The sequence below is a fragment of the Streptomyces caelestis genome, from assembly GCF_014205255.1.
GTDB lineage: Bacteria > Actinomycetota > Actinomycetes > Streptomycetales > Streptomycetaceae > Streptomyces > Streptomyces caelestis.
Map to the genome: position 1 here is coordinate 2,732,594 of NZ_JACHNE010000001.1, position 12,052 is coordinate 2,744,645.

The following is a 12,052-nucleotide window of genomic DNA, read 5'->3' on the forward strand; positions in this document are numbered from 1 at the left end:
CGTGGGGGTTGTCCGCGCCCACGCGGCGGAGCCGCACATTGAGCACAGCCCCGCGCCCCTGAAAGAAGGGCGCTCATTGCCCTGCCAAGCCGGTGTGGGCCACGCCCGCCACGATCTGCCTCTGGAAGAAGACGAAGACGATGATCAGGGGCAGGCCCGCCATCAGGCCGCCGGCCATGAGCTGGGCCCACTGGATGCCGTAGGAGTTCATGACGGTCGCGATGCCGTTGGGCATGGTCATCAGGTCGGGGTTGTTGGTCACCATGTACGGCCAGAGGAAGTTGTTCCACGAGGCGATGAACGTGAAGATGCCGACCGCGGCGAGGGAGGGGCGGGAGAGCGGGAGGACGATGGTGAAGAACACGCGCCAGCGGCCCGCGCCGTCGATGAAGGCGGCTTCCTCCAGTTCGCGCGGGATGCCCTGGAAGAACTTGTAGAGGATGTAGACCATCGCGGCGGGTGCGCACTGCGGCAGGATCATGCCCCAGTAGGTGTCGACCATGCCCATCTGCTGGACGGTGGTGAACAGCGGCACGCCGAGGACGGCGGGCGAGATCATCAGGCCGGCCATGACCAGGCCCATCAGGGGTTTCTTGCCGCGGAACTCGGTGCGGGCGAAGCCGTATCCGGCGAGTGCGCTCACGAGCAGCACCACGGACGTCACACAGACGGAGACGACCACGGAGTTGACGAACCAGTTGGTGATGTTGCCGGTCTCGAAGAGGGCCTTCCAGGCCTGGCCCGTCCAGTCCTGCGGGAGCCAGTGCGGCGGGACCTCCACCGCCTCGGTCTCCGACTTGAGGGAGGTGAACAGGGCCCAGGCGAAGGGGGCCAGGAAGACGACGGAGACCGCGGTGCCGAGGAGGGTGAGCACGATCTGGCTGGGCGTCCACGGCTTGCGGGTCTTCACCGGTACGACGGTGGTCATCGGGCGGCCTCCTCACGGTTGCGCAGCAGCCACATCCGGGCGAGGGCGACGGCCGCGATGATCACAAAGAAGATGACGGAGATGGCGGAGGCGTAGCCCACGCGGTAGCTGGTGAAGCCTTCTTCGAGGGTGTACTGCACGAAGGTGCGGGTCGATCCCTCGGGCCCGGGGAGGAAGTCCATCATCACGACGGCCTGGTCGAAGACCTGGAGCGAGGCGAGGATCTGGAGGGCGACGACGAGGCCGGTGATGTTGCGCAGCATCGGCAGGGTGATGTGGACCATGCGGTGCCAGGCGTTCGCGCCGTCCAGCTTGGCGGCCTCGTAGAGGTGGCCGGGGATGCCCTGGAGCGCGGCCAGGTAGAGCAGGAAGCTGAAGCCGACCGTCCACCACAGGGTCTGGATGACGATGGCGAGCATCGCGTACGACTTGTCGGTCAGCCACGGCGTCTCGATGCCGACGACGTAGTTGATCATCCCTGTGCCGGGGTTGAAGAGCCACTGCCACAGGTTGGCCGCGACGGTGGACGGCAGTAGGAACGGGGCGAAGAAGCACAGCCGCCACAGCCACTTGCCGCGCTCGATGTGGTGGGCGAGCATCGCGAGGAGGAAGGCGAGGACCGTGATGCAGGGGACGACCAGGAGCGTGAAGTACGCGCTGTGGCCGAGGGAGTCCCACATCAGCGGGTCCTTGAGGGCCTCGCGGTAGTTGTCGAGGCCGACGAAGCTCGCGCCCTCGCCCGAGATGTTGGCGTCCGTGAAGCTGAGGTAGACGCCGCGCAGCAGCGGCCAGATCACGAAGAGCGTGAACAGGACGAGGAACGGGGCCACGAACCAGCCGCCGTGCTGTAACCCCTGCCGCCGGCGGAGGGTGGCGCTGTCGGCGGCGGTCTTCGCGCGGGCGGGAGCGGCGATGGTCTGGGCGCTGGTCGCCATCATGCGGCCGCACCTCCTTCTGCGGCTGTTCTGCCGTCCATGGGGTTCTTCATGGCGAGCAGTTGGGTGAGCGCGCCCTGCATCCGGCGGGCGGCGGTCTCCGGCTTGGTGGAGCCCATCGTCGAGGCGACGACGATCGGGCCGACGCGCTGGGCGAGGATGCCGGTGGAGCCCGCGAACCACACCTTCGGCTCGGTGGCCTGATGGTCCATGGCCGACACGTACTCGCTCTGCGGGTTCAGCGCCTTGTACGCGGCCGTGGAGAGGGTGGGGGTGTACGCCGGGATGTGGCCGCCGGCGGCCCACTGCCGGGCATGCCGGACGACGTAGGCGGCGAGCTGGTGGGCCGCCTCGTTGGTGGCGCCGCCGCGGTCGGACTGGTGCGGCAGGACGAAGGCGTGCGACTCGGCGTGGGTGGCCGGCTTGCCGAAGACGGGCGGCAGCGGGGTGGCGCCGTAGTCGACCTTGGCCCCGGAGTAGACCGGCACCGACCAGTTGCCCTCCCAGACGAAGGGAGAGCCGTTGACGAACTGTTCGGCGCCGGCGAGGCCCGCGAAGCGCGGGTTGGAGTACCCGTCGGTGATGTGCCGGCGCAGGAACTCCAGGACCTGGGTGGCCTTGCCGGTGTCGAAGGTGACCTCGGTGTTGGCCGCGTTGAACCAGGTGCCGCCGAGCTGGGTGTAGAAGGCGACGAAGAACCACCACTGGAAGTTCTGGTCGGTGGACCACATGCCGATGGTCTGGAGGCCCTTCTTGGTGGCCTTCTTGGCCTCCTTGAGGACGTCGAACCACTCGTCGGCGGAGGTGACGGGCACGATGCGGCCGTCGTCGCCGAGCAGCCCCGCCTTCTTCAGCACGTCCTTGCGGTAGAAGCAGAGCTGGACGTGGATGTCGAGCGGGAGGGCGTAGAGCTTGCCGTCGATGACGGCTCGCTTCCACAGCGCGGGGTTGAAGTCCGCTTCCCTTACGCCGTACTCGGCGAGCAGTTCCACGTCCCAGGGGTCCAGGAAGCGGCCGGGTGAGAAGCCGGTGACCCGGCCGAGGTGCATGACGCCGAGGTCGGGTGCGCGGTTGCCCGCGGCCGCCATGGCGAGCTTGGTGTAGAAGGGGCTGCCCCACTGGAGGGTGGAGTCCTTCACCGCGATGTCCGGGTTGGTCTTACGGAAGGCGTCCAGCATCGCGATCATGTTGTATCCGTCGCCGCCGCTGAAGAGGTTCCAGTAGCGCACGCGGGTGTCGGCGTCGGCGGCGAGTGCGTCGGCGCCCGTGCCGAGCGCGGCGAAACCGAAGCTGCTCGCGACGAAGAGTCCTCCGAGCCCGCCGAGAAGCTGCCTGCGATTCAGGTCAGGTCGTCCCATGCCCTGCCCTTGCTGTCGTGTTCGAAATATCGGTAGGTGCTCGTGACTTCGAACGGGACCGTAAGTTCGAAGCGCTTGCGCGTCAATGGTCGGCTCGGAACTTCGGTCACGACTTTCGGGCAGGAACGGTCGTTCTCCGTTGAACGACGGGCGCCCGATCCCATGACGCGAACACTTTCGGGCGCGTAGGCTCGGACGCGCGGCCAAGCCGTCGGCCGGCGGTGAGAAGGGGGAACGATGGGCATCGCGGGCGCGCGGATGAAAGCCGCCCGAGTCGCCGCCGCGCTATGGCGCTCGCGGCGTGGGCGCGCCATGCGCGGTCTGGCCGCCGAGCTCGCCGCCGCGGTCCGGGCGAGGAGGCAGGCCCCGGCCGACGTACGGTCGTTGTGCCGGGCGCTGTGCGAGGAGATGAGCGCGCGGCGGGGCGGGCGTCCTGTCGAGCTGCGTTTCGAGCGGTTCCCCGACGAGCTCGAAGTGACCGGGCTGTGGGTGGAGTTCCAGGACTTCGACCTGGTCATCGTCGAGGAGCGGGCCGAGGCGGTGCAGCAACTGGTCATCCTCGGGCACGAGCTGTGGCATCTGCACGCGGGGCACAGCCACGACCACGCCGCCGGTGCGGCGGCGGCCCACGCGTTCGCCGACCGGCCGGGGTGGGACGACGTCGCGCTGGCGGTGGCCGCCCGCAACGGCTCCCGGGAACGGAACGAGGCCGAGGCCGACGCCTTCGGGCACCGGCTGGCGGCGGGGTGCCGGGCGCTGCTGCCGGGCGGGCGCGGGCCGGAGGCACCCCTCGAACCCGTGCAGCGGTCGCTGTACTACCGGGGGCCGCGAGGAGGTGCGGCACTGTGACGACGGTGGCGCTGACCCCGGCCGAGTTCGTCAACCAGTTCTATCCGAACTTCTGGTGGATCCCCGCGGGGGTCCTGGCGGCCGCACTGGCTATCAAGCTGCCGAGCATCATCCGGCTCTGGAAGGACCCGATGCTGCGCGCGGTCGGCGGGCTGCTGCTGCTCGCCTGCGCGGTGTTCGTCTTCGTGGCGCCGTCGACGATCGCCCGGGTCAACCGGCTCACCGGCGTGGCGAACTTCTCCGGCCCCTGGGTCTACTCGCTGCTCACCGCGTTCTGCGCCTTCTGCCTGCTGCTGATCATCTCCTGGCGCAACGGCCTGTCCGACCGCTCGGAGCGCACCCGGCGAGCGATGCGCGGGGTCGTGGCGGTCTACTCGGGTGTGATCGTCGCGATGTGGGTGCTGTTCGCCCTCGCGGACGTGCCGGAGGAGCGGCTGCGGGATCTCGACACGTACTACGCGAACACCCCGTACATGCGCGAAGTGATCGTGCTGTACCTGCTCGCGCACACCGTGGCCGCACTGGTCACCAACGGGCTGATCTGGAACTGGGTCCGCACGGACGGGCTCGACTCGCTGCTGCGCTGGGGGCTGAAGTTCCTCGGCGTGGGCTACGCGGCGCAGTTGTTCTTCGACGCCGCCAAGATCAGCGCCGTGGTGGCCCGGTGGTCCGGGCAGAACGTGGACTGGCTGAGCACGGCCGTCGCCCCGCCGCTCGCCTGCTTGTCCGCCGTGCTCATCGCGGTCGGCTTCATCCTCCCGCACGCCGGGCAGTACCTGCACGGCCGCTGGCACGTCCGGCTCGCCCACCACGAACTGCGGCCGCTGTACCTGCTGATGAGGACGGTCAACGGCACAGGGGTCCCGTTCCTGCTGCGCGCGACGCCTGAGCTGCGGCTGGTCCGCCGGGAGACGTTCATCCGCGACGTGCTGCTGCCGCTGGCCCGGCACATCGACGAGGACCGGCGTGAACGGTTCCACGACGCCGCCCTCGCCCTCGGCCACCCGCCCGACCGGGCGAAGACACTCGCCGCCACTGCGGCGATCCTGCACGCGGCCGACGCCGGGAACCGGACACAGGAGGACGACGGCACCGGTGCCCGGGACACCACGGACCTGCTGCGCGAGATCGGCGCCGTGTCCCGGGCCCTGCGCCGCACGGAGGACCTCCGGGCGATCCGCGCCCTGGCACGTGACCACACGGACGGCAAGTCGCTGACCGGCTGACCACGCCCCCGCCCGCGGCCGGTGCCCGTCGTTTCCGGCGGGAACGCTTCGACGAGACCCGCACGGGGGCCGCGCACGGTACGTGAAGGTACGGTGAGAGCCGTCCGGGACGAGCCCTGTGTGGCTCGAAACCGGTGTCGGCGGGCGGGTGTTGTGCGCCGCGCGGCCGTGGCCGGACGACGGGGAACGCCCTCAGGGCAAAGGAGCCTTCATGGCTGAGTGCGGGGAGTCGCATGTCGCGTAGAGCTGTCGTCATCGGTGCGGGTCTGGCCGGCATGCTGGCCGCGGCGGCCCTGTCCGCCGTCGCGGACGAGGTGGTCGTGCTCGACCGCGACGATCTGCCCGAGGGGCCGGAGCACCGCAAGGGCCTGCCGCAGGGACGTCACGCGCATCTCCTCATGGCCGGCGGTCTGGCCCCCATGGAGGACCTGGTGCCGGGCGTGAGCGCGCGCAAGCACCTGCTCGCCGCCGGTGCGCACGAGATTCCGCTGGGCTCAGGCATGGTCGCGCTGACGCCCGAGGGCTGGTTCCGGCGCTGGCGCCACCCCGGACCGCGGATGCTGACCTGCACCCGGGCGCTGCTCGACTGGGCGGTGCGGGGCGCCGTGCTGGACAACACCGGTGTGGTCGTCCGAAAGGCGGGGGTGCTGGAGCTGACGGGGTCGCGGCAGCGGGTGACCGGGGTTCGCCTCTCGACCGCCGCCGGGGAGGAGGAACTCGCCGCCGACTTCGTGGTGGACGCGAGCGGACGTGGCTCGCGGATCGTGACCTGGCTGGCGCGGCTGGGCGTGGACGACGTGCGCGAGAAGACGGTGGACGCCGGCCTGGTGAACGCCACCCGTCTCTACCGCACTCCCGAGGGGGCCGGGCGTTTTCCCCTGACCATGGTGCAGGCCGATCCGTACCAGGGGCGGCCCGGCCGCAGCGGCATGGTGCTGCCGGTCGAGGGCGACCGGTGGATGGTCAGCCTCGCCGGCACGCGGGGCGGCGGTGAACCGCCGTCCGACCCGGACGCGTTCCTCCGGTACACCCTGGACCTGCCCGACCCCATCGTGGGCCGGCTGATCTCCGGCGCGGAACCGCTCACCGACGTCCATGTCAGCCGCAGCACCAGCAATCACCGCCGGTACCTGGAGAAGGTCCGCTCCTGGCCCGACCGCCTCGTCGTCCTCGGTGACGCGCTGGCCACGTTCAACCCCGCCTACGGACAGGGCATGTCGGTGGCCGCCCTGGGCGCCCGGGAGCTGGACCGCGAGCTGCGGCGGTCCGGCCTCGGCGAGCCCGGGCTCGCCCGGCGGGTGCAGCGGAGGGTGGCCAGGCCGGTGGAGTCGGCGTGGACGATGGCGGTGAGCCAGGACGTCTGGTACCCCGGGACACGCGGGGGCTCGCCTGGGGTCGCCGACCGTCTGGTCACCGCCTACACCCGCCGCATGATCCGCACGGCGACCGGCTCGTACACGGCGGCGTCGGCGGTCTGGGACGTGATGAGCATGACGACGGGGCCGACCCGGCTGCTCCGGCCGTCGACGGTACTGGCGACGCTGAGCGGTCCGCCGTTGCCCGCGGCCGTGGGGGCGCCGCTGACGGACGACGAGCGGGCGGTCCTGCGGCGCCTGGACCGCACGGAAGGCTGAGGCCGGGACGGGTCCGGTCCGGTTCGCGCTCCCGGCCGCCCCGCCCCCCCCGTCAGCCGGCGAACGCGGGCTGTGCCAGTCCCTTGCCCGCCCCGGGCACCACGAACAGGGAACCCGCCAGTGCCGGCGGCTCGGTCAGCCCCGTACGGGCCGTGGTGATGTACAGGTCGGTCAGGCCGGGCCCGCCGAACGCGCAGGCCGTCACCAGCGGCACGGGCAGCTCGATCACCCGGTCCAGCTCACCGCCGGGGGTGTACCGCCGCACTGCCGAGCCCTGCCACAGGGCGACCCACACGCACCCCTCGGCGTCCACGGTCAGCCCGTCCGGGAAGCCCGCGCCCTCCTCGATCGCGGCGAGGGTCCGCCGGCCGGAGATCCGCCCGTCCGCGTGGTCGAAGACGTCGACCCGCCGGGTCGGGGAGTCGATGTAGTACATGAGCCGGCCGTCCGGGCTCCACCCCGTGCCGTTGCTGACGGCGACGTCGTCGAGCACGACCTCCACAGTGCCCTCGCCGGTGACGCGGGACAGTGTGCCGCCCCCCGGCGCCTCGTCGTAGCGCATGGTGCCCGCCCACAGCGCGCCGTCGGGCGCGATCGCGGCGTCGTTGGCGCGGCGGCCCGGAACCGGCTCGCGGTGCAGCCAGCGGAAGCCGCCGTCGGGGTCGAGGAGACCGATGCCGTCGCGCAGGTTGAGCACCAGCCCGCCCCCGGCCCGCGGCTTGACCGCCCCCACGTGCTGTTCCGTCCGGCGGACCGTGCGGCGCCCGGTGGCCGGGTCGTACGTGTGCACCCGGCAGCCGAGGACATCGATCCAGAGCAGCCGGCCGGCCGCCGCGTCCCAGGTCGGCCCCTCGCCGAGCTCGGCCTCGGCACGTACGGCGACCTCGTACGGTGTCGTCGTCATGCCACGCTCCGGTAACCGAGGTGCTCGGACAGCTCGGCGGCGCCCTTCGCGGCGAGCTGCTCCAGCTCGGCGCGGCGATCCTCGCTCCAGCGGATCATGGGCACGGAGATCGACAGGGCGGCGACGACCTGGCCGGTGCGGTCGCGGACCGGTGCGGCCACGCAGCTCACGTCCGGGTTGGACTCGCGGTTCTCCACGGCGATGCCCCGCTCACGGATCTCGGCCAGGGTCTCGCGCAGGGCGGCCGGGTCGGTGATGCTGTTGGGGGTCATCGCGACCAGCTCGGCGCTGTCGGGAATCCGCGCGGCGAGCTCGTGCGCGGGAAGGGAGGCCAGCAGCATCTTGCCGACGGAGGTGCAGTGGGCGGGCAGCCTGCGCCCGGCCGCCGACACCATCCGCACGGCGTGCGTGGAGTCGACCTTGGCGATGTAGATGACGTCCGTGTCCTCGAGGACCGCCACGTGCACCGTCTCGTCGCAGGTCTCGGCGACGGACCGGGCGACCTGCTGCCCCTCGGCGGCGAGGTCGAGCTGCTCGGCGTAGCGGGCGCCGAGCTGGTACGGGCGTACGCCGAGCCGGTAGCGTCCGGGCTGGCCGGGCATCGGGACGATGTACTTCCGGGCGGCGAGCGTGGTCACCAGCTCGTGCACGGTCGTGCGCGGCAGCTGGAGCTTGCGCACGATGTCGGGGGCGGAGAGCGTCCCGTCCCCGTCGAGGAAGAGCTCGAGAATGTCGAGAGCCCGGGTCACGGCTGGTACGAGGCGTCCCACGACCGGCCCCCTCCTATATCTCAGGCGCCCGTGTTCCCGATATCAGCGTTCGAGATATCAACAGGCGATCGGCATGACGAACACAGGCTAGCCATAGAGGTTTGCCCGGGCAATGGGTGGAGGCCTGGCGGGCGGAAACCCGGGAATCTCCGTGCGCGCCAAGGAGCCGACGAGGGAGGGCAGCGAGGACCGGATCGCGGAGGGCAGGCTCCAGGCGGAGCTGCGCGTCGAGGGCGCGCCCGGGCTGCTCACCGTCAGCGCGGATCTGCGGACCGCCAAGCTGCGTACGTCCGTGGAAATCCCGGCACCCGAGCAGGGCTACCCCCTGACCTGGGCCAAGCGTCTGGTCCGCCGCCTCGCCGAGGCGCCGGCGGATCTGCGCGTCGAGACGCTGGTGGAGGGCGGGACAGGCGGTCCTCGGGGCACACTGGAGCGGCTGCGGCCCGAACCCGCCGATCTGCTCCCGAAGGACGGCGCCACCCGCATCACCGGCTTCCGCCTGTCCCTCTTCAAGGGCATGGGCAGCGGGCGCGGGAGCGCCGAGTCCGGCTTCATCCGCAGCGTCGACGACACCGTGCACCGGTTCCACACCTCGGTGGTGGTCCATCCGGACGCTCCGGCATCCGGGCGGGCCACGGCGAAGGAGCGGGCCGCGGTGTGACACCGGGGCGGCCGTGAGCATCGCGGGGTGCGCCGCACGGCTCACCGCCGCGGGCGCACCGCCCCCAACTCCCCCCGCAGCCGCTGCGCCCGCAGTACCAGCTCCAGTTCGAAACGCCGGTCGGGGTTGTCGATCTCGTCGCCCCACAGTTCGCGGATCTGGCGGAGGCGGTAGCGGACGGTCTGGGGGTGGACGCCGAGCCGGGTCGCGACCTCGGGCGCTCCGCCCCGGGTTTCCAGCCAGGCCAGGAGGGTCTCCGCGAGGCGGCGGCCGTGGGTGGGGCCGCAGTGGGTGAGGGGGGCCAGGCATCTGAGGGCCAGGTCGTCGATGAGTTCCTCGGGCTGGAGGAGGACCAGCGCCTCGGTGTGCTCGGTGCAGTAGAGGACCTCGCCCGAGGGGAGCAGGTCCCGTTCCATGAGGCGTACGGCGGCCTCGGCCCAGCGCAGCGACTTCGCCGCGTCGGTGAGCGGGACGGGCGGGCCGATCGCGCCGGACCAGCCGGCCAGGGCGCGGTGCAGGAGTTCGGGGCGGCCCGCCGCGTCCGGCTCGGGCACGACCATGCGGGGCTGCTCGTACTCCATGTCGAGCAGGACGCCCTGGCCGACGGCGGGTGCCATGGCCTCGCGGGCGGGGCGCAGGAGGACGCCGACCGCGACCTTGGCCGGCAGGGGCCAGCCGATGCGGGCGGCCCGTTCGGTGAAGGCCTCGGTGGGGTCGCCGCGGTGATGCTCGGCCAGCAGGAGTTCCATCAGGCGGCGTTGCAGGCGCAGGCGTTCGCCGGCCTGGCGGGCCGCGGCCTCGGCGTAGCCGCGTACGGACTGGTCGACCAGGCCGTCCAGGTACTCGTAGCCCGCGTCGACGAGTTCGTACATCGCCGGGGGCGGGATCTCCACGCGCTGGCCGATGTCGGCGAAGCGGCGCCAGGCCAGGCGTACGCCCATGCGGTAGATGGCCTGAAGGGAGTCCAGCGAGCGGCCGTTGAGGCCCTCGCCGCGGCCGAAGTCCTGGAAGACACCGGGCGGGACGGTGGGCCGGCCCTCCGAGTGCTCCAGGTGCTGCACGAAGACCTCGATGGCGCGGCGGATGCCGACCAGGGCCAGGGGCTCGCCGGAGTCGTCGAGGACGACGGGCAGATGCGGGTACTCGCGCTGGATCTCGCCGAGGATCTCCTCGGCGAGCGCGGGCGCCTCGGCCATGGCGATCGCCGCGAACCGGCGCACCTGGAAACGCGGTACGTCGTGCCAGGCCGAGCGCGTGGTGACGGTTCCGGTGCGGGCGGCCGTCACCGTCAACTCCCCTGCCCGGTCTGCTCGTAGGTGATCAGGGGGGTGTTCGGCTGGTCGGGTGTGGCTTCGAGCAGCGCGACGACGCCCAGCGCGGCGCCCACGGCAAGGGCGGCGGCGAGCGCGACGGTCAGCGCGGCAGCGAACAGTCTCGACATCGCAGGGTCAGCCTCTCTGTCCGGATTCGCCCGGAGATCGTCCGGAGGTTGCCCCACCCCGGCACCCCGTCCCTGCCTGTCGGGCCCCAGTCTCGACAAGCATTGACACCCCGTCAAGAGCCGCCTACGGTTCCCGGCCCAGCCGCACGTGCCGTTTCTCCGCCGTGCCGGCCCTCTCGTACGTCGAGCCGTCCCAAGCCACTGGAGTGCCCGGATGCGCCGTACAACCTCTCCTTTTTCCCTGATCATGCTGGGTCTCGGCACGTTCCTGCTGGTGCTGGCGCCACTGCTCGCCTGGTACGTGCAGCCGCGTGCAGCGGTGAACCCGATCGACATCGACACGACCGCCGTCTACACCGGCCGGGGCAGCGTCTTCGACACTGACCGGATCGAGACGGTGCCCGACCGGAAGATCACCGTGACCCAGCGGGTGCGGGGCAACGTCGAGGACAGCGAACGCAGCGGCAACGCCGTCTGGGACGTGACGACCACGGTCGACACCGACAAGTCGCTGCCGGCCGCCGACCCGCACGACGCGCTGGACTTCGTGCCGCACCGCTGGGTGATGGACCGCAAGACCAACCGGCCCGTGCACTGCTGCGGGGAGAAGCCCTACATCGAGGGCGAGGCCTATCTGAAGTTCCCCTTCGACGTGCAAAAACGCTCCTACCAGTGGTGGGACAACACCCTCGGCGACACGGTCGTGCTGCGCTACCGCGGCACCGAGAAGGTCCAGGGCTACACCGGCTACAAGTTCACCGGCTCCGTGCCGCCGACCAGGACGGGCACGCGGATGGTGCCCGGCAGCCTCGTCGACCAGCCGGAGCGGCCGCAGGTGCTGGCCGAGGAGTGGTACGCCAACCATGGTTTCGAGCTGGTCGTCGACCAGGCCACCGGCCGGGTGATCTACGCGCAGACCGGGCCGAAGCGGACGCTGCGGGCGCCGGGCGGGAAGAAGGACGCGGCGGTGCTGCTGGACAGCCGGAAGCTCTCGTTCACGACCGAGACACAGAAGGAGGCCGTGCGGCAGGCGAAGCGGGACAGCGGTCAACTGCGCCTCGTGGGCACGACGTTGCCGATCGGGGCGGGTGTGGCGGGTGTGCTGCTCGCGGCGGTGGGTGGCGTTCTGGTGGCGCGTGGGCGGAAGGAGCCGGAGCAGCCCACTCCGTCCGATACGTCCACTACGCCCCAGCCCACCCTCACGATGTGATGTGACGTCAGCTCTAACAAAGCCCGAAATTGTCATGCCGGTGAGTAGCCGTGGAGAACGTCCGGGCGAAAACTGTCCAACCCCACCCGAGCACAACCCGTCCACACTCCCCTCCCAGGAAGGGCTCAGGCCCCCC

At 71.3% G+C, this 12,052-nt stretch carries 11 protein-coding genes and 1 pseudogene; 5 read left to right on the top strand and 7 right to left on the bottom strand.

Annotation, left to right across the window (positions count from 1 at the left end; translation table 11 throughout):
* Window positions 1-73: 73 nt before the first annotated feature.
* The 3 genes from HDA41_RS12360 to HDA41_RS12370 are packed head-to-tail and all read right to left on the bottom strand — an operon-like array spanning window position 74 to window position 3,221.
* Window positions 74-928, bottom strand: coding sequence for a carbohydrate ABC transporter permease (locus HDA41_RS12360; protein WP_184983405.1), 855 nt, complete (start codon window positions 926-928; stop codon window positions 74-76).
* The gene (locus HDA41_RS12365; protein WP_184983407.1) at window positions 925-1,866 is read right to left on the bottom strand and encodes a carbohydrate ABC transporter permease; all 942 of its coding nucleotides are present in this window, start codon (window positions 1,864-1,866) and stop codon (window positions 925-927) included. The genes HDA41_RS12360 and HDA41_RS12365 overlap by 4 nt, the downstream gene beginning before the upstream one ends.
* A complete protein-coding gene (locus HDA41_RS12370) occupies window positions 1,863-3,221 on the bottom strand; it encodes an extracellular solute-binding protein (RefSeq protein ID WP_184983409.1) in 1,359 nt (452 codons plus the stop codon). The genes HDA41_RS12365 and HDA41_RS12370 overlap by 4 nt, the downstream gene beginning before the upstream one ends.
* Window positions 3,222-3,458: 237 nt before the next feature.
* Here HDA41_RS12370 and HDA41_RS12375 point away from each other — a divergent pair, with 237 nt between their 5' ends.
* The 3 genes from HDA41_RS12375 to HDA41_RS12385 all read left to right on the top strand — a co-directional run bounded on the left by HDA41_RS12375 (window position 3,459) and on the right by HDA41_RS12385 (window position 6,930).
* Window positions 3,459-4,070 (top strand): toxin-antitoxin system, toxin component family protein, encoded by a 612-nt coding sequence (locus tag HDA41_RS12375; protein WP_184983411.1) that lies wholly within the window; start codon window positions 3,459-3,461, stop codon window positions 4,068-4,070.
* A complete protein-coding gene (locus HDA41_RS12380) occupies window positions 4,067-5,296 on the top strand; it encodes an MAB_1171c family putative transporter (RefSeq protein WP_184983413.1) in 1,230 nt (409 codons plus the stop codon). Before HDA41_RS12375 ends, HDA41_RS12380 begins: the two co-directional genes overlap by 4 nt.
* A gap of 233 nt (window positions 5,297-5,529) precedes the next feature.
* Window positions 5,530-6,930 carry an FAD-dependent monooxygenase gene (locus tag HDA41_RS12385; RefSeq protein WP_184983415.1) on the top strand — a complete coding sequence of 467 codons (1,401 nt, stop codon included), beginning with the start codon at window positions 5,530-5,532 and terminating at the stop codon, window positions 6,928-6,930.
* Window positions 6,931-6,982: 52 nt separating this feature from the next.
* Here HDA41_RS12385 and HDA41_RS12390 read toward each other — a convergent pair whose 3' ends face one another.
* On the bottom strand, window positions 6,983-7,834 hold the full coding sequence (locus HDA41_RS12390; protein ID WP_184983417.1) for an SMP-30/gluconolactonase/LRE family protein: 852 nt from the start codon (window positions 7,832-7,834) through the stop codon (window positions 6,983-6,985).
* Complete coding sequence (locus HDA41_RS12395) at window positions 7,831-8,604, bottom strand: IclR family transcriptional regulator (protein WP_184983419.1); 774 nt, start codon at window positions 8,602-8,604, stop codon at window positions 7,831-7,833. The genes HDA41_RS12390 and HDA41_RS12395 overlap by 4 nt, the downstream gene beginning before the upstream one ends.
* An 84-nt stretch (window positions 8,605-8,688) precedes the next feature.
* On the opposite strand from HDA41_RS12395, the pseudogene HDA41_RS12400 reads away from it, so the two are divergent.
* Window positions 8,689-9,265: pseudogene (locus HDA41_RS12400) on the top strand (TerD family protein); the annotation flags it as partial.
* A gap of 41 nt (window positions 9,266-9,306) precedes the next feature.
* Here HDA41_RS12400 and HDA41_RS12405 read toward each other — a convergent pair.
* Both HDA41_RS12405 and HDA41_RS12410 read right to left on the bottom strand, forming a co-directional pair.
* Window positions 9,307-10,551 carry a PucR family transcriptional regulator gene (locus HDA41_RS12405; protein WP_184983421.1) on the bottom strand — a complete coding sequence of 415 codons (1,245 nt, stop codon included), beginning with the start codon at window positions 10,549-10,551 and terminating at the stop codon, window positions 9,307-9,309.
* A 2-nt stretch (window positions 10,552-10,553) separates the two neighbouring features.
* Entirely contained in the window at window positions 10,554-10,706 is a 153-nt protein-coding gene (locus tag HDA41_RS12410; RefSeq protein WP_184983423.1) for a hypothetical protein, read from the bottom strand.
* A gap of 214 nt (window positions 10,707-10,920) precedes the next feature.
* Here HDA41_RS12410 and pgfA point away from each other — a divergent pair, with 214 nt between their 5' ends.
* Window positions 10,921-11,916: a cell envelope lipid trafficking protein PgfA gene (gene pgfA, locus HDA41_RS12415; protein WP_184983425.1), complete on the top strand. Its 996-nt coding sequence runs from the start codon at window positions 10,921-10,923 to the stop codon at window positions 11,914-11,916.
* The last annotated feature ends 136 nt before the right edge of the window (window positions 11,917-12,052 follow it).